Source organism: Paraburkholderia sp. SIMBA_027 (genome assembly GCF_046535315.1).
Classification (GTDB): Bacteria; Pseudomonadota; Gammaproteobacteria; order Burkholderiales; family Burkholderiaceae; genus Paraburkholderia; species Paraburkholderia tropica.
Genome location: NZ_JAWRWY010000028.1, coordinates 1 through 18,832, shown reverse-complemented (window position 1 = coordinate 18,832; position 18,832 = coordinate 1). Strand labels below are relative to the sequence as shown.

Here is an 18,832-nt window from a genome sequence, read left to right as displayed (position 1 = left end):
TTTCATCGGCGAATCTGCGCGATTACAGCTTCGCTTCGACCCAGCCCTTCACGCCCGCGAGCGCTGCCGGCAGGTTCGCCGGCTCGGTGCCGCCCGCCTGCGCCATGTCCGGACGGCCGCCGCCCTTGCCGCCCACCTGCTGGGCGACGAAGTTCACGAGTTCGCCGGCCTTGACCTTCTTGCTGGCCTCGGCGGTCACGCCCGCGATCAGGCTGACCTTGCCGCCTTCGACGGCCGCCAGCACGATGGCCGCGCTCTTGAGCTTGTCCTTGAGCTTGTCCACCGTTTCGCGCAGCGTCTTCGAGTCCGCGCCTTCGAGCGTGGCGGCGAGCACGTGCACGCCGTTCACGTCGATCGCCTGGCCCGCGAGTTCGTCGCCCTGGCTCGACGCCAGCTTCGACTTGAGCGCGCCCAGTTCCTTTTCGAGCGACTTCACCTGATCCTGCACCTGCACGATGCGCTGCGTGAGTTCGGCCGGTTGCGCCTTGAGCACCGCCGCCGCCGCGTTGATGCGCGCGTCGAGGTCCTGCACGAAGCGCACGGCGTTGTCGCCGGTGATCGCTTCCACGCGGCGGATGCCCGCCGCAACGCCGCCTTCCACCACGATCTTGAACAGGCCGATGTCGCCGCTGCGCGTCACGTGCGTGCCGCCGCAGAGTTCGCGCGAGAAGCCGAGGTCGAGCACGCGCACTTCGTCGCCGTACTTTTCGCCGAACAGCGCCATCGCGCCGCCCTTGACCGCTTCGTCGTAGGACATCACGCGCACGATGCCGGGCGCGTTCGCGAGCACTTCCGCGTTGACGATCTGCTCGACGCGACGGATTTCGTCGTCGGTCATCGGTGCGTTGTGGGCGAAGTCGAAGCGCGTTTTATCGGCGTCGACGAGCGAGCCCTTCTGTTGCACGTGCGCGCCCAGCACTTCGCGCAGCGCCTTGTGCATCAAGTGCGTGGCCGAGTGGTTGCGGGCCGTGCGGGCGCGACGCACGGCGTCGATTTCCGCCTTCACGACGTCGCCGACCTTCAGCGTGCCCTGCTCCAGCGTGCCGTGGTGGCCCGAGACGTCGGCCTGCACCTTGAGCGTGTCGGCGACGGCGAAGCGGATGCTCGCGTTCGAGATCACGCCCTGGTCGCCGACCTGGCCGCCCGATTCCGCGTAGAACGGCGTGTGGTCGAGCACGACCACGGCGTCCTGACCGGTCTTCACTTCGTTGACCGACGAGCCGTCGACATACAGCGCGACGACCTTGGCGTCGTCGAACGCGATCTCTTCGTAACCGTGGAACGTGGTCTTGGCGCCCGAGTATTCGAGACCCTGCGCCATCTTGAACTTGCCCGCGGCGCGCGCCTGCTCGCGCTGGCGCGCCATGGCTTCGTCGAACGCCGGTTCGTCGACCGTGACGTTGCGCTCGCGGCAGACGTCCGCCGTGAGGTCGAGCGGGAAGCCGTAGGTATCGTGCAGCTTGAACGCGAGTTCGCCGTCGAGCGTCTTGCCGCCCTTCGCTTCGAGGTCGGCCAGCGCGCCGTCGAGGATCGACATACCGTGCTCGATGGTCTCGAAGAAGCGTTCTTCTTCCTGGCGGAGCACATCCGTCACGCGCTGTTGCGCTTCGGTCAGTTCCGGATAGGCCGCGCCCATTTCGACGACCAGATCGTTCACCAGCTTGTGGAAGAACGAACCCTTCTTGCCGAGCTTGTAGCCGTGGCGGATCGCGCGGCGCACGATGCGGCGCAGCACGTAGCCGCGGCCTTCGTTGCCCGGAATCACGCCGTCGACGATCAGGAACGAGCATGCGCGGATGTGGTCGGCGATCACCTTCAGCGAGTTGTTCGTGAGGTCGCTGATGCCGGTTTCGCGCGCGGCGGCCTTGATCAGGTTCTGGAACAGGTCGATCTCGTAGTTGCTGTGCACGTGCTGGAGCACGGCGGCCAGACGTTCGAGACCCATGCCGGTGTCGACACACTGCTTGGGCAGCGGCGTCATGTTGCCCTGCGCGTCGCGGTTGAACTGCATGAACACGAGATTCCAGATCTCGATGAAGCGGTCGCCGTCTTCCTCAGGCGATCCCGGCGGGCCGCCCCAGACGTCCGGACCGTGGTCGTAGAACACTTCCGAGCACGGGCCGCACGGGCCGGTGTCGGCCATCTGCCAGAAGTTGTCCGACGCGTAGCGCGCGCCCTTGTTGTCGCCGATGCGGATGATGCGCTCGACCGGCACGCCGATTTCCTTCGCCCAGATGTCGAAGGCTTCGTCGTCTTCCTTGTAGACCGTGACCGTGAGCTTGTCCGCCGGCAGGCTGTAGACCTTCGTCAGCAGTTCCCAGCAGTAGTGGATCGCGTCGCGCTTGAAGTAGTCGCCGAACGAGAAGTTGCCGAGCATCTCGAAGAACGTGTGGTGGCGCGCCGTGTAGCCGACGTTTTCGAGGTCGTTGTGCTTGCCGCCCGCGCGCACGCTGCGCTGCGCAGTGGTCGCGCGCGAGTACGGACGCGATTCGGCGCCGAGGAACACGTCCTTGAACTGCACCATGCCCGAGTTGGTAAAGAGCAAGGTCGGGTCGTTGCCCGGCACGAGGCTCGACGAGCGCACGATCGTGTGGCCCTTCGACTCGAAGAACTTGAGGAATTTCTCGCGGATTTCGGAGGCTTTCATGGCGTGCTGTATTTACCTTCGGGGCGTCTGTGCTGAATCTTGTTTGATCTCGAAAACACGGGCCGCAGCTTGCGCGTGCGCGGTCTCCTCGATGCTGAATCGAACGATTATACGGGATCGACGCACGCGCGCGGCGGCGTCCGCGGACCGGCGTGCATCGCTGCCACGCCGTATGCGGCGGCGTGTGCACGCGCTTGACGATTCGTTGCGCGCGGGGCGTCGGGCGAGCGCTGTCGCGCGGCAATTTGTTCCGCCAAGCGAAACTTTGTACCGAAATAAGCCGTGCAGAGCGCGAATCGCTTAATATGGACGCAACGGCCGCCTCGACGGCCCGCCTCAAAACGATATTGGAAGACATACAGCATGGGCGCTCTCAGCCATATCCGCGTACTCGATCTCACCCGCGTTCTCGCCGGACCGTGGTGCGCGCAGACTCTCGCCGATTTCGGCGCCGACGTGATCAAGGTCGAGCGTCCGGGCGCCGGCGACGACACGCGCCACTGGGGGCCTCCGTATCTCAAAACGCCCGACGGCGAGGACACCGCCGAGGCCGCCTACTATCTCGCGCCGAACCGCAACAAGCGCTCGGTGACCGTCGATATCGCCACGCCGGAAGGTCAACGCATCGTGCGCGAGCTGGCCGCGCAGAGCGACGTCGTGCTGGAGAACTACAAGGTCGGGCAGCTGAAGAAGTACGGGCTCGACTACGACTCGCTGCGCGAAGTGAAGCCGGACATCGTCTATTGCTCGGTGACGGGCTTCGGTCAGACCGGCCCGTATGCGCCGCGCGCGGGCTACGACTTCATCGTGCAGGGCATGGGCGGCTTCATGAGCATCACGGGCGAGCGCGACGGCCTGCCGGGCGGCGGCCCGCAGAAGGCCGGCGTGGCGATCGCCGACCTCATGACCGGCATGTACTCGACCATCGCCGTGCTCACGGCGCTCGCGCACCGCGACCGCACGGGCGCGGGCCAGTACATCGACATGGCGCTGCTCGACGTGCAGGTCGCCATGCTCGCGAACATGAACACGAACTACCTCGCGAGCGGCAAGCCGCCTGTGCGCTGGGGCAATGCGCATCCGAACATCGTGCCCTATCAGGCCTTCCAGACGAGCGATAGCTGGATCATTCTCGCCGTGGGCAACGACGGGCAGTTCCGCAAGTTCGTCGAAGTCGCGGGCCGCGCCGATCTCGCCGACGACGCGCGTTTCGCGACCAATCCGGAGCGCGTGCGCCATCGCGACACGCTGGTGCCGATCGTCGCCGACCTCATCCGCACGCGCAGCAAGGCCGACTGGATCGGCTCGCTCGAAGCCGCGGGCGTGCCGTGCGGGCCGATCAACGATCTGGGCGAAGTGTTCGAGAACGAGCAGGTGATCGCGCGCGGCCTGCAGGTGGACGTGCCGCACCCGACGGGCGGCATGGCGCGGCTCGTGCGCAATCCCATCCGGATGAGCGAGACGCCGCCTGTGGTGGCGAGCCATCCGCCGACGCTCGGCGAGCACACGGCCGACGTGCTGCGCGGCGTGCTCGGTTACGGCGACGAGCAGATCGAGGCATTGCGCGCAAAAGGCGTGCTTTGACGCCTTGGCGGCGCGCCGGCGGCGAGCGGACTTCGCTTCGCGCGCCGCCGGATTTCGTTTAGCGCCATCGACATCAACCCATCGACATCAGCCATTCAAAGCCCTGCGGCCAGTCGCCAAGGCCGCTTTCGGCGTTGATGTGCCCGCGCGCGCCGATCGCCTCCCAGCGGCTGCCCCAGCCCTGCGCACAGCGTTGCGCGAAATCCAGCCCGCCGTACGGATCGTCGCTGCTCGCGACCACGACACTCGGGAACGGCAGCGCCGCCAGCGGCACCGGATCGAAGCCGCTCGCGTCGCGCGGAAATTCGGGGCCATGCGGGTCCGGCGGCGCCACCAGCAGCGCGCCCGCGACCTTCGCGCGCGTCGCCGCGCTCGAAAAACGCGCCGCCCAGTGCGCCACCGTCAGGCAGCCGAGGCTGTGCGCCGCCAGCAGCACGCCGCCCTCGCCTTCACGCTCACCGTCGCGCTGCGGTTCGGCCGCCAGCGCCGCCTCCAGTGCACGGCACCACGCCGCGCAGTCCGGATGCAGCCAGTCGGGCATCGCCACGCGCGCGAAGCCCGCGTGTGCGGTCTCCCAGCGCGTCTGCCAGTGACCCGGCCCCGAGTTCATGTAGCCCGGCAAAACCCGCACCCGTGTGTCGATCGTCGTCATTTTTTCCTTGCTTCGCGGCGTTGTGCGCCCCGCTCCGGCGCCAGGGCTGGCACGGTGGGGCGCGTCAGGTAGAATGGAAGGCACCACCGGGCGCCCGGCTTGCAACGTTGGCCTGCAACGTGCAGTGCGATGTGCGGCGCGCCCTCGAACGACTTCCCTTTTCGCATGAATACCGAACGTAAAGACGCCGACCGCACGGACGCGCCTGCGGCATCCAATTTCATCCGCAACATCATCGACGACGACAACCGCTCGGGCAAGTGGGCGCAGCGCGTGGAAACGCGCTTCCCGCCGGAGCCGAACGGCTATCTGCACATCGGCCACGCGAAGAGCATCTGCCTGAACTTCGGCGTGGCGCAGCGCTACGGCGGCGTCTGTCACCTGCGCTTCGACGACACCAATCCGGAAAAGGAAAGCGTCGAATACGTCAACTCGATAATCGACGCGGTCACGTGGCTCGGCTTCGACTGGAAGAAGGAAGACCACGAGTACCTCTTCTACGCGAGCGACTACTACGACAAGCTCTACGAATTTGCCGAGCTGCTGATCCAGCGCGGCAAGGCGTACGTCGACAGCCAGACGCCGGAAGAGATGCGCGCGAACCGCGGCTCGGCCACGGAAGCGGGCAAGAACTCGCCGTTCCGCGAGCGCTCCGTCGACGAAAACCTCGACCTGTTCCGCCGCATGAAGGCCGGCGAGTTCGAGGAAGGCGCGCACGTGCTGCGCGCGAAGATCGACATGGCGTCGCCGAACTTCAACATGCGCGACCCGGTCATCTACCGCATCCGCTTCGCGCATCACTACCGCACGGGCGACAAGTGGTGCGTGTATCCGATGTACGACTACACGCACTGCATTTCGGACGCGCTCGAGGGCATCACGCATTCGCTGTGCACGCTCGAATTCGAAGATCACCGTCCGCTCTACGACTGGGTGCTCAACGAACTGGCCGACGCCGGCGTGTTCACGCGTCCGCTGCCGCAACAGATCGAGTTTTCGCGCCTGAACCTCACGTACGCGATCACCAGCAAGCGCAAGCTGCTGCAACTCGTGACCGAAAACCACGTGGACGGCTGGGACGATCCGCGTATGCCGACCATCGTCGGCGTGCGCCGCCGCGGCTTCACGCCCGAAGCGATCCAGCTGTTCTGCGAGCGTATCGGCGTGACCAAGGTCGATTCGTGGATCGACATGAGCGTGTTCGAAGGCGCGCTGCGCGACGACCTCGACGACAAGGCGCCGCGCGCGACGGCCGTGCTCGATCCGCTCAAGCTGATCGTCGACAACTATCCCGAAGGTCAGTCGGAGCAGTGCAGCGCGCCGGTGCATCCGCATCATCCGGAGCGCGGCGTCCGCGAATTCACGTTCTCGCGTGAACTGTGGATCGAGCGCGAGGACTTCCAGGAAACGCCGCCCAAGGGCTATTTCCGCCTGTTCCCGGGCAACAAGGTGCGCCTGAAGTACGGCTTCGTCGTGGAATGCACGGGCGCGGAGAAGGATGCCGACGGCAACATCGTCGCCGTGCATTGCAACTACTTCCCGGACAGCAAGTCGGGCACCGAAGGCTCGAGCAACTACAAGGTCAAGGGCACGATCCAGTTCATCAGCGCCGACAACGCCGTGCCGGCCGAAGTGCGCCTCTACGACCGCCTGTTCCGCGAAGAACAGCCGGACGCGGGCGGCCGCGACTTCCTCGAAGCGCTGAATCCGGACTCGAAGCGCGTCGTCCAGGCGTTCGTCGAGCCGGGCGCGCGCAACGCGGCGCCGGAAGACCGCTTCCAGTTCGAGCGTCACGGCTACTTTGTCGCCGACCGCTACGACTCGAAGCCGGGCGCGCCGGTGTTCAACCGCATCGTCGGTCTGCGCGACAGCTGGGGCAAGTAAGGCCGCCGGCGCAGCATCGCGCGAATGAAAAAGCCCGCACGTTTGCCGTGCGGGCTTTTTTTTATGGCGACGGCGGGCGATGCGCTCAGGCCGGCTCAGGCCGTTTCGATCCGCCGATGTAGCTCCGTCAGCGACAGCGCCGTGTTGAACAGGCGCGTGAGACTGCGGCTCGCGTACTGAGCGACGTCGGCGGGCGCGACCCAGCGCCAGGCGTCCATCTCGGGAATCATCGCGCCGTCGTGGCGGCGCGGAAACATCGACACGCACACGCAGCGCGACAGATCGCTCTCGCTCGCCAGCGCGCGCGCCGCGAACAGATGCAGATCCTTGTCGCGCCGATACGCGAAACGCCCGAGATCGACGAGCCGCGCGGCGCTCACGTCGATACCGGTCTCTTCGACCATCTCGCGCCGCGCGCTCTGCACCTCGGTTTCGCCCGTCTCGCCTTGTCCCTTCGGAATGTCCCAATGGTCGGTGCCGGTCGCGTGCGCGAGCAGCACGCGCCCCTCGGGGTCGAGCAGCACGATGCCGCACGACACGGTCTTGCCGTTCACCACGCGCTCAGTGCCGCTTCTGGTAGACCCACTGACCCTCGCCTTCGCGGCAGAACTGCGGATGCAGCGTCATCGTCTGGCCCTTCGCGTTGACGACGACGTCCGTGTCGCGGCACGTCTTGTTGCCGTCCTTTTCCGTCTTGGTGGGCGTGATGGTGGCGTCGATCTTGACGCTGTTGCGCAGGCCGTCGTTGTTCCAGGTCGACGACTCGCCGTCCGCCTTGTTGGCGACCGCGTCGCGCACGGCGTGCGTGAGGGAGTCGTAGTCCGCCTGCTTCATCCACGACGCGGGCGTGTCATGCAGAAAACCCAGATTGGCCGCCTGCGCGCTCGCGCCGAACGCGAGCAGCAACACGGCGGCAATACCTGACAGAACTCGGGGCGACTTCGACATCGAATGTTCTCCTTGTAGAGCGATCTTGTAGGGCAATCGTTGGATCTCAAAAAGGATAGCACGGGCCCTGTTTTCGTCCGACGCTCCACGTCAGTCTGCCCCACGGTTTTTCGGATTGGTCCGATAGCTGCCTGCCTGCCCCGGCTCTACGATTCCTCTGTCATCCACTGACGTGATACAAGGATTTTTCTGTCATGACTTACGCCGCCGCGCTCAGCCTGTTCGCCGTCGTCCTGGCGTTGCTGTGCATCGGCCTGATGGCGGTGCTCGCCCACCATTCAAAGGCGCCGTGCACCGATCCGGCCATGGCGGACCTGAGCTTCGGCGTCGTCGATCAGGCGCCGGCCTGGCCGGAGTTCGCGGTGCGCGGCGGCTTCATCTGCCTGCTGGTGTCGTTCGTGATGCTCACGGCGACCTGCCTGCTGATCGTGTCGTCCTGAACGGAACGCACGCTTACATGCGCGCGCTCAGTGCGCCGGGGGCTGCCAGCCGTCGGTGAGCGTGTCGAGAAACGCCATCACATCCTTGATCTCCGCGTCGGAAAACACCGGCGCATCGCCGGGCTTGCGGTCGAACGGCGGCTCCGTGTTCAGGTTCGCCCAGTATTGCTGCGGCAGATCGTCGAACTTCTTCACCTTGCCCTTCACCACCGGATAGAACTCCTGCGGATTCGTGTCGCGCCGCGCGTAGAAGCGCAGCACGTCTTCGAGCGAGTGATAGACGCCGTTGTGGAAGAACGTCTTCTTGAGCGCGACGTTGCGCAGCGTCGGCGTGCGGAACAGGCCGCAGAATTCGGCGCGATGATCGAGATCCGTGCGCTCGGGCCCGCACGCGCCGAGATCGAAGAAACGCGGATCGCGATTGACGGCGAGCGTGCGATTGCGCGGCACGCCGATCGCAATCAGGCCGAAGTCGCTGAACTGTGGCGGCGCGCCGTCCTTGGCGCGCTGGCTGATGTGGCAGCTCGCGCAATTGCCCTTCTTCTCGTCGTTGAACAGTTGCAGGCCGCGCAATTCGGCGGCGCTGAGCGCGGTCTTGCCCGCGAGATACGCGTCGTACTTGCTGGTGTACGGATAGAACACCTCGGGCGCCTGCTCGAAGGTTTCGAGCGACTTCAGCACGGCCTGGAAGGTGGCGTTGTCGTCGTCGAAAACGTGCTCGCCGAAGGCCTCGCGAAACGCGTTGGCGTACGGCGCCGCACGCACCGCCGCCGTCACCTTCGCGGGCGTGCTCGCCATCTCGAACGACGACAGCAGCGGAATGCGCGCCTGGTCGCCGCCATGATCGACGCGACCGTCCCACGTGAGGCCGCCGGTCGGGCCCGCGTCGACGCTCTCGTCGCCTTCGTCGTCGGAATCGTGATAGTGCTCGGCAAACGCGGGCACCGATTGCAGATACTTGAGCGTGGGCACGGCGCGCATACCCTGACGATGCATGTCGGCGCCGCCGATCTGCACGTCGAGCGCATTGGCCGGCGTGAACGCGTGATTCGGGCTGTGGCAGGTCGCGCACGACATCTTGCCCGAGCCCGACAGCGACGGGTCGAAGAACATCTGCTTGCCGAGCGCCGTCATGCGGCGCACCTGCGCGTAGACCTCGGCGCGCGACTGGGCGTGCGGTTGAGTTGTCGGCTGGGCTGTCAGCTGGGCTGTCGGCGTCGCGGCCGTCGATGCGGAAATCTTGATCAGCTTCGCGCCGTTGACCGGTGCGTTGGCCTTCGATCGGGCTTGCGCGTCCTGTGCGCTCGCGCCGTTTTGCGTGCCGTTTTCCACCCTGGCCGACGCGTCCTGCGTGCCGCCGTCGCAGGCCGCCAGCATCGACAGCAACGCGGCCGCGATCAGCAAACGGCCGTGGCCAACACCGCGCGGCCTGCGCGCGCAAGTCTGCGAATGCGTGTTGGAAAGACTGCCCTCAAGCGCCGCACGTCGCGCCGAACGATGCCACATAAACTGATCCCCGAACTGGTGTGCGGCGCGCGCGAAAGTACGCTCAGGTCCGGTCCGTCGAACCCGCGCACCGCGCTGCCGCGAAAACCGATGCATCCAGCAGGCAACGCATCGAAGTCGCGAAAGCGTATGTCAGGCTCATGACATTCCAATGACGCCGTGTAATTTGCGCGTTACGCAAATCGAGGGATAAGAAAAGCTAAATGTAATTATTTACATATAGCTGTCAAATTTCGCTGAGACACTGCGCCTCGCCCGACGGCCGGTGTCACTCCCGCGCTCGCCGCCCGGCGCCCCCAACGCGAGAGAGAAAAAATGTTCAACAGAAAATGGTTCTATGCGACGCCGATCGCAGCAGCGGCGGCGGCATTGGCCGTCGCGGCCTGCGGCGGCAATGACAGCAAGCCGGGCCTGTCGTCGGTGAAGAACATCGTCGTGATCTATGCGGAAAACCGCAGCTTCGACAACCTGTACGGCAACTTCCCCGGCGCCAACGGCCTGCAGAACGTCACGGCCGCGAGCGCGCAGCAGCTCGATCGCGACGGCTCGGTGCTCGCCACGCTGCCGACGGTCTGGAACGGCCTGACGCAAACGGGCGTGACGCCCGTCGTTACCGCGGCGATGACCGAAAACATGGCGAACGCGCCCTTCGCCATCGACGATCCGAACGGCTTCAACGTCCCGCTCTCGACGACGACGCGCGACCTCTATCACCGCTTCTACGAAAACCAGATGCAGATCCACGGCGGCAAGAACGACATGTTCGCCGCGTGGGCCGACTCGGGCGGCCTGGTGATGGGCCACTACACGACCAGCACCGAAAAACTGCCGCTCTGGAAGATCGCGCAGCAATACACGCTCGCCGACAACTTCTTCATGGGCGCGTTCGGCGGCTCGTTCCTGAACCACCAATGGTTGATCTGCGCGTGCACGCCGTACTACGCGAACGCCGCGACGGCCACCGCCCAGCCGACCATTTCCAGCGTCAACGCCGACGGCGTGTCGCTCACGCTCGCTTCGAACTCGCCGGCCTCGGCGCTCACCGGCGTGCCGAAGTTCGTGAAGTCGGGCAACCTGACGCCCGACTTCTACGCCGTCAACACGATGCAGCCGCCGTATCAGCCAAGCGGCAATACGGCCGCCTCGGGCGGCGACGCGAATCTCGCCGATCCGAACAACGCCTCGACGATGCCGCCGCAGTCGGCGCAGAACATCGGCGACCTGCTCTCGAACGCGAACGTCACGTGGGCGTGGTACGGCGGCGCATGGGGCGCGGCCGTGAGCGCGGTGCAGAACAGCACCTCGAACGTGATCTACGGCGCGAACATGACGGCGCCGAACTTCCAGCCGCACCATCAGCCGTTCAACTACTTCTCGAACTACGCGCCGGGCACCGCCGCGCGCGCGGCTCACCTGCTCGACGGCGGCATGGACGGCAGCGAGTTCATCAAGGCGATCGACGCGGGCACGCTGCCCTCAGTGTCGTTCTACAAGCCGCAGGGCAACCTGAACGAGCACGCGGGCTACACCGACGTGGCGAGCGGCGACCAGCACATCGCCGACGTGATTTCGCATCTGCAGAAGAGCCCGCAGTGGAAGGACATGGTTGTCGTGGTGACCTACGACGAAAACGGCGGCTTCTGGGATCACGTGGCACCACCGAAGGGCGACCGCTGGGGTCCGGGCTCGCGCATTCCGGCGCTCGTCATTTCGCCTTACGCGAAGAAGGGTTACGTCGACCATACGCAGTACGACACGACGTCGATCCTGCGCCTGATCACGCGCCGCTTCTCGCTGCCGACGCTGCAAGGCATCACCACGCGCGACGCCGCGCTCAAGAGCAACGGCGGCCAGGCGATGGGCGATTTGACCAACGCGCTCGACCTGAAGCTCTGATGTTTTGAGACGTTGATGCGCTGATCGACAACGGCCATCGATCGCTGGACATCAGGGTGTCCAGCTTTCTTCGCGGGCAGCCATGTGGCTGCCCGCTATTTTTTGACACAGCGCGATTTATTGGCGTTTTGAGCAGCATTTCTAACGCGACTTTTGACCACAGTCACGACTCCATCATATCCACTAGTCTGTTATTAGTTGACTAGGCAATATTTAATGGAGATCAAACATGGTGCGCGTCGAATCGGTGCTGCCTCCCGGAGAGCGGGTCGTTTATGAGGGCCATCTCAGCATGTGGGCCATGAGCCCGTGGATCACGTTCGGCATCGTGTTGATGATCTGGGGCGTGCTGGTGGGCTGTCTCGGCGACGCGATGTTTTCGGCGGCGATGTTGTTTGGCGCGGGCGTGTTGTTGTTCGCGTTCGCAATCGCCCTGCTGCTGACGACGCAACTCGCGCTGACGAGAAAGCGCGTGATCGCGACCTTCGGCATCGTGCGTCATCGCCGTGTCGCGTTCGAGCTGGGCGATGTGCGCCGCGTGCATGTGCGTCAAGGACCGGTGGGCGCGTTGTTCGACTTCGGCACGATTGTGATCGGACGCGCGAGTGCGCCGGCGCTCAGGATCGCGAGTATCGATCAACCCTTCGTACTTCGTGAGCGGCTCGCGAGGTTGCGCGAGGTGATCGTCGCGCAGATGAAGCTGGCGGCTTGAGGGGCGTCTTTTCGTTGAGGCGCGCGCGATGGTGATCGCAGATAAATGGCAAAAAGCCCGCAAATTGCGGGCTTTTTTTGTTTGGCGCGACAGGAGGGGCTCGAACCCCCGACCCTCGGCTTAGAAGGCCGATGCTCTATCCAGCTGAGCTACTGTCGCGTGGAAAATCTGCGCATTTTCGGCCCAACGCGGGGCGCGGCCGAAGACGGGCGTGGATTATACCGCGTTCGCCTCGCGCCGGACGTCCCGCCCACAGCTCGCCATCAAGCGGGTTGCGGATGCATCACGAACCAGCCGAGGAAAATCGCGCCCGCGATCACGCAGTACAGGCCGAACGACGCCAGACGGCCGCGGCCCTCGAAATAGCGCATCAGGAACTTCACGCTCAGCCACGCGGCGATGCCGGTCAGCACGCCGCCGACGAGCGCCGTCGTCAGTTGGTCGCGCGCATGGAACAGCTTCGGCAGTTCGAGCACGCCCGCCGCGAAGATGATCGGCGTGCCGAGCAGGAATGAGAACTCCGCGGCCTTCTCGGTCGTGAGACCCGCTGCGTTACCGGCGATCATCGTCAAACCGCTGCGCGAGAAACCCGGAATCAGCGCGCCGATCTGCGCAAGACCGACCAGGAACGCCTGGCGAAACGTGAGCTTTTCGGGCGCGCGATGCGCGCGCGCCTGCTGGAGACGGTCACCGAGCCACAGCAGCACGCCGTTCACCATCAGCGCGGCGGCGACGATGCGCAGGTCGTGAAAGATCGCCTCGATGCGCTTTTCGAGTACCAGACCGACGATGCCGGTCGGAATCGTGCCGATGATCAGCGCCCACATCATGTGACCGTCGTCGTTCTTGCGGCCGCCGAGCGAAGCGAAGAAACCGCTGATCAGCGCGACCCAACGCGCACGGAAATACCAGAGCAGCGCGATCGCCGTGCCGAGATGCAGCGCGACGAGAAACGGCAACAGTTGCGGAGCGTGTTTGTCGATATGCATGCCGAACAGCGCCGGCACAAGCAGCGTGTGACCGAGGCTGCTGACCGGGAACAGTTCGGTGACGCCTTGCAGCACGCTCAGGAAGAAAAGAAACGAGAGACTCACGCGCGGATCCTCGGAATGGTTGGACATGGCGCCGACCATCGCGGGGACAGTGCGGCAAAGCGCACCGATTATGCCTGGCCCGAATTGCAGCGCCAAGCTTCAAGACTCATTTGTCGGAAAAGTTACCGCGTCGCAACAAAATAGCGGCGATATGGACAGAAGGCGCAGCGAGCGCGCGCCATTCAGAAAGGAACAAGCCGGCAAACGCCAGCCAGAATGAAAGATAACTGCAAGCCACACGCGGTGTACGGCTCGCTGCTTGCGCGTTTTTTCGCTTAGCGCGCCATCTTGTAGAAGAAGTACGCGCTGCTCCCGACGAACAGGCTGAACAATCCCATGCTCATGGCCATTGCGATATCCATTTTCCGCGCCCTCCTTCACTCGTGCAGTGTGCGAAATCGCACATTCATTCAGGCCGATTATGGCGGCGGCCAGCCTTGCACAACACCCACGATTTCCCGACGAGGGTTTTCACGCATCTGAAAGCGGCGCACAATCCGGCGCACCCGCGCGACTCGGACCAGAATTGCGCCAGAATCGTGCAATCGCGGCCCGCCGCCGCTCCGGCGCGGCCTTTCCTTCCCCTCGACTCAGTGACAGGCCATGGAAATACGCCCTCCGCAGGACCTTCTCGAACTCAACAGCGGCGTCTCCACGCTGCGCTTCGCACCGTGGGCCGGCGGCCGCCTGCTCTCGTGGCACGTCGGCGGCGAAGCGGTCATCCGCTGGCCCGACAACGCGAACTGGGAGCAGCCCGCGCGCATACGCGGCGGCAATCCGTTGCTGTTTCCATTTCTTGGGCGCCATTTCGTCGATGGCCAGATCGGCCGCTGGCGTGACGCCGACGGCGTCGTGCGCGATCTGCCGATGCACGGTTTCGCTCGCGACCTGCCGTTTGCCGCCCAGGTGGACGACGACGGGCGTGGCGTGAGCATGACGCTCGACGACTCGGCGGCGACGCGCGCGGGCTATCCGTTCGGCTTTCGCTTCGAGGCCGCTTACCGTCTCGCCGACGATCACACGCTCGACGTGTCGCTGACCGTCGCCAATACCGGCGACGCGCCGCTGCCCTGGTACGCGGGCCATCACTTTTACTTTGCGCTGCCGCACGCGCAGCGCGCTGAAAGCACGCTCGAGATGCCGCTGGCGGTGCGCCGTCACCAGTCGCCCGACGGTTCGATCAGCGCGCCGGAGCGCGGCGAGACGCTCTATCGTCTCGACGACGCCGGCATCATCGACCGCTTTCACGTGCTCGAACCGACGCCGCCGTCGGTCCCGGTGCGCCTCGTCACGCCGGGCCTGCGGCGCGCGGTCACGATCGATCTCGACCGTCCCGATTCGCTGCCGTGGTACGCGGTGACGACGTGGACGGAAGCCGCCGATTCGGACTTCTATTGCGTCGAACCGTGGCTCGGTCTGCCCGACGCGATCCACAACGGGCTCGGTCTGCGCTGGCTCGCGCCGGGCGCGACCGAAACCGCGACGCTGCGTCTGCACGTCGAAGCGCTCGTCTGACGCATCCGTTCCCGCCGGCTTGAAAGGCGCTGGCGCGGCGGCAAAACCGTTAAAATCAGACGTTTTGCCGCCGCGTTTCGCCTTCCGGTCGAACCGCGCGACGGCGTCCTGCGAGGTTCAACATTGGCACAACGATTTAGACGAGGATTCAGACAACTCGCGTGCGCGGCGCTCGTCGCGCTGCTCGCCGCCTGCGGCTCGGCACCGGTCGGCCCGGGTTTCTACCGCGTGGAACGCGGCGACACGGTCAGCAAGATCGCGCGCGGCAATCGGCAATCGGTGTCGAACATCGTTCGCTGGAACAATCTGTCGAACCCCGATGCGATCGAAGTCGGCCAGGTGTTGCGCGTCGCGCCGCCGGCCGGTTCCGCGGCGGGCGCGGAGCGCACCACGCCGCGCGCCACGGCTGCCGCGCCTCGCGAGTCGGCGCCCGACAGCTCGGGTCCGGCGCCCGCACCCGTCTCGTCCATTTCGCTGATCTGGCCGACCGCCGGCCAGGTGGTCCGCAACTTCGACGGCCGCAACTCGAAAGGCATCGACATCGTGAATGCTCCCGGCACGCCGATCGTCGCCGCCGCGCCCGGCACCGTCGTGTACGCGGGCAACGGCCTGCGTGGCTACGGCAACCTGCTCATCATCAAACATGGCGGCGATTACCTCACCGCGTATGCGCACAATCAGGCGCTATTCGTAAAGGAAGGCGAGTCGGTTGCGCAAGGACAGAAGATTGCCGCGATGGGCGATTCGGATAACGACCGCGTGATGCTCCATTTCGAACTCCGTTACCAGGGGCGCTCGATCGACCCGGCACGCGATCTGCCGCCGCGCTGAACGTTCTCATTCGCCGCGTCGTTTTACTCGATTAACGCTCGCGGCGAATGAAATAGAACGCACAAAAAAAGCCCGGCGTGGCGCCGGGCTAACGGGGGTTTGGCGCATATCGGCAAAGGACCGGTTTACCATGCGCCGAATGGCAATCTATCAACGCGACCCTGCCCGCGCAATCACTTAATTAGATCGAATATGTGTCGCGGCGCACGGATTATGTGTCGCCCGGACTTTCCCTGGTGAAACGATGTTGTAAAGCGCCGCCTTACACGCATAAAAATGCGCGTTGCAGCGCGCGCACGATTGCGCGGCCGTTTCGCCGAAAAGCCTTTTGCGGCGGGACTTTGCGACAGACTGATCAATAGCGCGCGAGTGACGGAACGGACTGCCTTCACTGCACCGCAGCGAGCAGTTTCGACCCGCGCGCCACCGATAGTCATTAAGTGGTCCAACGCACAAAGGAATGCAATTATTCGCCGAAGTTGGTTTTTTGGAACACCCGACTCCGTTTTCCAATCGGCTCACGGCGATCACGTTTTACGGGCATTGCCAATTTGCCTTTCGTCCGATTAATCCGCGCTTCTTCATATCCTTCAGTTCGCGCCGATCGAATAAAGCGTTAATCGTTAATTTACCGACTTTTTATCAGACGAAATGCGCACGTCAGCGCAAGCGGGATTGCACGCCTGAGCGTCGCAGTTCGGAAGCGCCAGACCGCCTCGCCGTCTATCGTTTATAGTATCGGCCGCAATCGATTCTCACGATCATGACCCAAAACGACAACGCCACGCCCAGCCCCCTCTACGCCAAGTTGCTCGGAGAGACCGCCAAGATCGACTGGCAGGATCTCGAGCGTTTCTTCGCCCAAGGCAAGCTGCTTTCGGTGGCGCGCGACCTCGACCTCGTGAGCGTCGCCGAAGCGATCGCAAGCGACGACGGCACGCGCGTGACGCAGTGGCTCTCGTCGGGTCTCGTGCAGCGCATGCAAGCCGAGACGGCCGCCGATTTCGCCGATCGCAAGCCGGAATTGTGGGCGGTGGTCGTCTCGCCGTGGGTCTGCGTGCAGGAGCGCAGTTGAGCGACGGCGCCTCCCTGCCTTCGCGGGGCGACTGGCATCGGCGCGTGTTGACGCTCGCGTTTCCGATCGTCCTCGCCAATCTCACCCAGCCGATTCTCGGCGCCGTCGACACGGCCGTCGCCGGGCATTTGGGCCGCGCCGCCGATCTGGGCGGCGTCGCGCTCGGCGGCCTCTTCTTCAATTTCGTCTTCTGGGGCTTTGGTTTCCTGCGCATGGGCACGACCGGACTGATCGCGCAGGCGCACGGCGCCGGCGACCAGGCGGCATTGCGCGTGAATGTCGTACGCGCGTTAGTGCTGGCGTTCGGCATCGGCGCGTTCATCCTGCTCGTGCAGACGCCGCTGATCCATTACGCGCTCGCGCTGATCGGCGGCAGCGACGCGGTGCAGCGCAACGCCACCGTGTATAGCCACGCGCGCATTGGCTCGGCGCCGTTCGCGCTGGCGAACTACGTCGTCCTCGGCTACCTGTTGGGGATGCAACGCGTGCGTATCGCGCTGGTCTCGCAAGTGCTGATCAACGCCGTCAATATTGTGGCCGTGCTGGCTTACGTCTACGGCTTCGGCTGGGGTATCGCCGGCATCGGCGCGGCGACCGCGACCGCCGACACAGTTGGTTTCTTTTTCGGCGCGGCAGTGCTCTGGCATCTGCGCCCGCGCGGGCTCACGCCGCTCGACTGGCGCGCCGCCGTCGAACCGGCCGCGCTCAAACGGCTAGTCGCGATCAATCGCGACATCTTTTTGCGGACGATATGTCTGCTCGGTTCGTTCGGCTGGTTCGCCCACCTGGGCGCGCGGCAGGGCGACGCGATCCTCGCCGCCAACGCGCTGCTGCTGAACTTTCAGACCTTCATGGCGTATGGGCTCGACGGATTCGCTCACGCGAGTGAGGCGCTGGTCGGCGCAGCGATCGGCGCGCGCGACCGCCATGCGTTCCGCCAAGCCGTCAAGGTGAACCTGTTCTGGGCGGCGCTCGGCGCGCTCGGATTCTCGGTAGTCTATTGGGGCGCCGGCGGCTGGATCATCGACAAGCTCACCGATCAGTCGACGGTCCGCGCCGCGGCCCGGGCTTTCCTGCCGTGGGCAGCACTCTCGCCGATTATCTCTGTGTGGGGCTTCCTGCTCGACGGCGTCTTCATCGGCGCCACGCGCACACGCGAGCTCATGCAGGCGATGGCGATTTCGTTGCTGGTGTTTCTCGCCGCTTCGTGGGCGCTCGTTGCGCCGTTCGGCAACCACGGGCTCTGGGCCGCGCTGCTGATCTTCATGGCGGCGCGCGGTCTGACACTCTATCCGCTCCTCCCGCGCATTACGGGAGCGATTCAGCCTGCGATGGCTCGCTGAGCGCCTCAAGGCTCCTTGAGGCGCGCGGCTTCATCGTCCTCTTCCCCTGCTCTGCTGCTTCGCTGCTCTGCCTGCTCGGGGCCGATTACTGCGCGGGCGGCGTTTCGATCATCACGGGCGGCCGGTCGTCGGTCGGTACGCCGTGATAGTCGGCGGGATCGTGAGGCGGCGGACCATGATGCTTGCTCGCCGAATTGTCGGCGCAAGCCGAAAGCAGTGCGGCCATTGCGATGGCCAGCCAGACACGTGACATCGATTTAAATCCCAAAAAAATGTTGCCGCGCAGCAGTGTACAGGCTGCGCGCGTGACGCGCCGGTTCGCAAACACCATCATTTTTTCCTGGCCGCCTCTGTCCTAAGATGGTGATATGGCTGCAACCCAAGGAGGCTGCCATGGATACCGAAACCATCGCTGGGCTCGCTGGCCTTGCTGTCGGCCTGCTCGTTCTTTTGGGGCTATCGATTTTCGAATCGCGCGCTTACCGGAAGGAACACAACGGGGAAGGCATGATGCACCACTGGCTCGCCGAGCATCACGTGCTCGAGCGCGTGCGCCGCAGACATTGAGCTGAGGCGGGGGCCATTGCGGCCCCTGGTTGTGGTCAGACGGACGTTGCGTCTATTCTGCGGCTGCTCGATAGCAGCTGCGGGGAGCGGTTTGCTATTCGCGCTACCGTGAGCTAGCCGAGCACGTTAGTCACTAGC

18 protein-coding genes and 1 tRNA gene are annotated in these 18,832 nt (G+C 64.8%); 11 read left to right on the top strand and 8 right to left on the bottom strand.

Features of this window, described 5'->3' with window-relative positions; translation table 11 throughout:
* Positions 1–22 precede the first annotated feature (22 nt).
* Positions 23–2,647, bottom strand: a complete 2,625-nt coding sequence (alaS, locus tag SB764_RS35220; protein WP_065065893.1) for an alanine--tRNA ligase — start codon at positions 2,645–2,647, stop codon at positions 23–25.
* 363 nt (positions 2,648–3,010) lie between these two features.
* Here alaS and SB764_RS35215 point away from each other — a divergent pair, with 363 nt between their 5' ends.
* Positions 3,011–4,231 carry a CaiB/BaiF CoA transferase family protein gene (locus tag SB764_RS35215; RefSeq protein WP_065065894.1) on the top strand — a complete coding sequence of 407 codons (1,221 nt, stop codon included), beginning with the start codon at positions 3,011–3,013 and terminating at the stop codon, positions 4,229–4,231.
* A gap of 73 nt (positions 4,232–4,304) precedes the next feature.
* Here the strand turns inward: SB764_RS35215 and SB764_RS35210 are convergent, their stop codons facing one another.
* On the bottom strand, positions 4,305–4,883 hold the full coding sequence (locus SB764_RS35210) for an RBBP9/YdeN family alpha/beta hydrolase (RefSeq protein ID WP_110329557.1): 579 nt from the start codon (positions 4,881–4,883) through the stop codon (positions 4,305–4,307).
* Between the two features lie 165 nt (positions 4,884–5,048).
* Between SB764_RS35210 and SB764_RS35205 the strand changes: the two genes are divergently transcribed.
* Entirely contained in the window at positions 5,049–6,767 is a 1,719-nt protein-coding gene (locus SB764_RS35205; protein ID WP_065065896.1) for a glutamine--tRNA ligase/YqeY domain fusion protein, read from the top strand.
* Positions 6,768–6,862: 95 nt separating this feature from the next.
* Here SB764_RS35205 and SB764_RS35200 read toward each other — a convergent pair whose 3' ends face one another.
* Together SB764_RS35200 and SB764_RS35195 are read right to left on the bottom strand one after the other, a co-directional pair.
* Positions 6,863–7,321, bottom strand: coding sequence for an NUDIX hydrolase (locus tag SB764_RS35200; RefSeq protein WP_183717365.1), 459 nt, complete (start codon positions 7,319–7,321; stop codon positions 6,863–6,865).
* 7 nt (positions 7,322–7,328) lie between these two features.
* Positions 7,329–7,715, bottom strand: a complete 387-nt coding sequence (locus SB764_RS35195; RefSeq protein ID WP_110329559.1) for a hypothetical protein — start codon at positions 7,713–7,715, stop codon at positions 7,329–7,331.
* A 194-nt stretch (positions 7,716–7,909) separates the two neighbouring features.
* Between SB764_RS35195 and SB764_RS35190 the strand changes: the two genes are divergently transcribed.
* Positions 7,910–8,155, top strand: a complete 246-nt coding sequence (locus tag SB764_RS35190) for a hypothetical protein (RefSeq protein WP_065065898.1) — start codon at positions 7,910–7,912, stop codon at positions 8,153–8,155.
* 27 nt (positions 8,156–8,182) lie between these two features.
* On the opposite strand, the gene SB764_RS35185 is transcribed toward SB764_RS35190, so the two are convergent.
* A complete protein-coding gene (locus SB764_RS35185; RefSeq protein ID WP_410866184.1) occupies positions 8,183–9,661 on the bottom strand; it encodes a cytochrome-c peroxidase in 1,479 nt (492 codons plus the stop codon).
* A gap of 315 nt (positions 9,662–9,976) precedes the next feature.
* On the opposite strand from SB764_RS35185, the gene SB764_RS35180 reads away from it, so the two are divergent.
* Both SB764_RS35180 and SB764_RS35175 read left to right on the top strand, forming a co-directional pair.
* Entirely contained in the window at positions 9,977–11,557 is a 1,581-nt protein-coding gene (locus SB764_RS35180; protein WP_410866183.1) for an acid phosphatase, read from the top strand.
* Between the two features lie 301 nt (positions 11,558–11,858).
* The gene (locus SB764_RS35175; protein WP_161495543.1) at positions 11,859–12,269 is read left to right on the top strand and encodes a PH domain-containing protein; all 411 of its coding nucleotides are present in this window, start codon (positions 11,859–11,861) and stop codon (positions 12,267–12,269) included.
* Positions 12,270–12,351: 82 nt separating this feature from the next.
* Here the strand turns inward: SB764_RS35175 and SB764_RS35170 are convergent.
* Positions 12,352–12,428, bottom strand: a tRNA-Arg gene (locus SB764_RS35170).
* 104 nt (positions 12,429–12,532) lie between these two features.
* Positions 12,533–13,363, bottom strand: coding sequence for an undecaprenyl-diphosphate phosphatase (locus SB764_RS35165; protein ID WP_065057932.1), 831 nt, complete (start codon positions 13,361–13,363; stop codon positions 12,533–12,535).
* A 25-nt stretch (positions 13,364–13,388) separates the two neighbouring features.
* On the opposite strand from SB764_RS35165, the gene SB764_RS35160 reads away from it, so the two are divergent.
* From SB764_RS35160 to SB764_RS35140, 5 genes are all read left to right on the top strand, one after another.
* The gene (locus SB764_RS35160; protein WP_321893489.1) at positions 13,389–13,583 is read left to right on the top strand and encodes a hypothetical protein; all 195 of its coding nucleotides are present in this window, start codon (positions 13,389–13,391) and stop codon (positions 13,581–13,583) included.
* Between the two features lie 383 nt (positions 13,584–13,966).
* Positions 13,967–14,878, top strand: coding sequence for an aldose epimerase (locus SB764_RS35155; protein ID WP_321893487.1), 912 nt, complete (start codon positions 13,967–13,969; stop codon positions 14,876–14,878).
* Positions 14,879–15,001: 123 nt separating this feature from the next.
* A complete protein-coding gene (locus SB764_RS35150; protein ID WP_318298082.1) occupies positions 15,002–15,709 on the top strand; it encodes a peptidoglycan DD-metalloendopeptidase family protein in 708 nt (235 codons plus the stop codon).
* 763 nt (positions 15,710–16,472) lie between these two features.
* The gene (locus SB764_RS35145; RefSeq protein WP_065057929.1) at positions 16,473–16,784 is read left to right on the top strand and encodes a DUF2288 domain-containing protein; all 312 of its coding nucleotides are present in this window, start codon (positions 16,473–16,475) and stop codon (positions 16,782–16,784) included.
* Positions 16,781–18,127, top strand: a complete 1,347-nt coding sequence (locus SB764_RS35140; RefSeq protein ID WP_074987465.1) for an MATE family efflux transporter — start codon at positions 16,781–16,783, stop codon at positions 18,125–18,127. The genes SB764_RS35145 and SB764_RS35140 overlap by 4 nt, the downstream gene beginning before the upstream one ends.
* A gap of 85 nt (positions 18,128–18,212) precedes the next feature.
* Here SB764_RS35140 and SB764_RS35135 read toward each other — a convergent pair whose 3' ends face one another.
* Positions 18,213–18,380: a hypothetical protein gene (locus SB764_RS35135; protein WP_167371431.1), complete on the bottom strand. Its 168-nt coding sequence runs from the start codon at positions 18,378–18,380 to the stop codon at positions 18,213–18,215.
* Positions 18,381–18,520: 140 nt separating this feature from the next.
* On the opposite strand from SB764_RS35135, the gene SB764_RS35130 reads away from it, so the two are divergent.
* Complete coding sequence (locus SB764_RS35130; RefSeq protein WP_167371432.1) at positions 18,521–18,694, top strand: hypothetical protein; 174 nt, start codon at positions 18,521–18,523, stop codon at positions 18,692–18,694.
* The last annotated feature ends 138 nt before the right edge of the window (positions 18,695–18,832 follow it).